The sequence below is a fragment of the Micromonospora deserti genome (assembly GCF_003236335.1).
Lineage (GTDB): Bacteria > Actinomycetota > Actinomycetes > Mycobacteriales > Micromonosporaceae > Micromonospora > Micromonospora deserti.
Genome location: NZ_POUB01000522.1, coordinates 1 through 856 on the forward strand (window position 1 = coordinate 1; position 856 = coordinate 856).

At 64.3% G+C, this 856-nt stretch carries 1 protein-coding gene; it reads right to left on the reverse strand.

Going from position 1 to position 856, the window contains the following annotated elements; all coding sequences use genetic code 11:
- The coding region (locus tag C1I99_RS32500; protein ID WP_233512835.1) for an AMP-binding protein at window positions 1-824 on the reverse strand (824 nt) is incomplete at its 3' end.
- Window positions 825-856 lie beyond the last annotated feature (32 nt).

An 856-nucleotide genomic window follows, 5' to 3' on the forward strand; every position in this document is an offset into this window, starting at 1 on the left:
CGCCCATCCAGAACATAGGCCCTCGTGTTCAAATCAGGCCGGCCGATCGGCAACCGACGACCCGACCAACCCGGCTCACACCGCCAGAACGTCGAGTTCACCGTCACCTCAGTCGGCCCATACGCATTCACCATGACCCGACCACCAGCCCACCGATCCACCAACCCCGCCGGCACCTCCTCAGTACCCACCACCAACGACGCCCCATCCGGCAGATCGACATCCTCAGGAATGGTCGCCAGCACACTCGGCGGAACCGTCAAATGCGTCAACCCACACTCGACAGCGAAACGAGCCAGATCCGCACCAACACGCAGCTCGTCCGGCACGATCACCCACGCCGCACCCGACAACAACGCCTGCGCCAACTCCGCCAACGTCACATCAAAACTCGGAGAAGCGAACTGCAACACCCGATCCCCAGGCCCCGACGGCACCGTCGCATTGAACACCGCCACCAACGACGCCACCCCGGTATGCGGCACCACCACACCCTTCGGCCGCCCCGTCGACCCCGACGTATAAATCACCCACGCCGGATTCCCCAACCGCAACCGACCCCGCCGCTCCACATCACACACATCACGACCAGACAAGCCGGCAACAGCCGCCTCACCCAGCAACAACCAAGGGCTCTCCGGCAACGCCGGAATCAGCCGGCGCCCAGCGGCCGGATTAGTCAGAATGAGACGCGGATCAGCGTCGGAGAGCACATATCGGAGGCGTTCGACGGGATAACCGGGATCCAACGGCAGATAGGCGGCACCCGCCTTCATCACACCCAACAGCGCCACCACCCAGTCCACCGACCGGGGCAACGCCACCCCCACCACATCCTCCGGACCCTGTCTCTTAT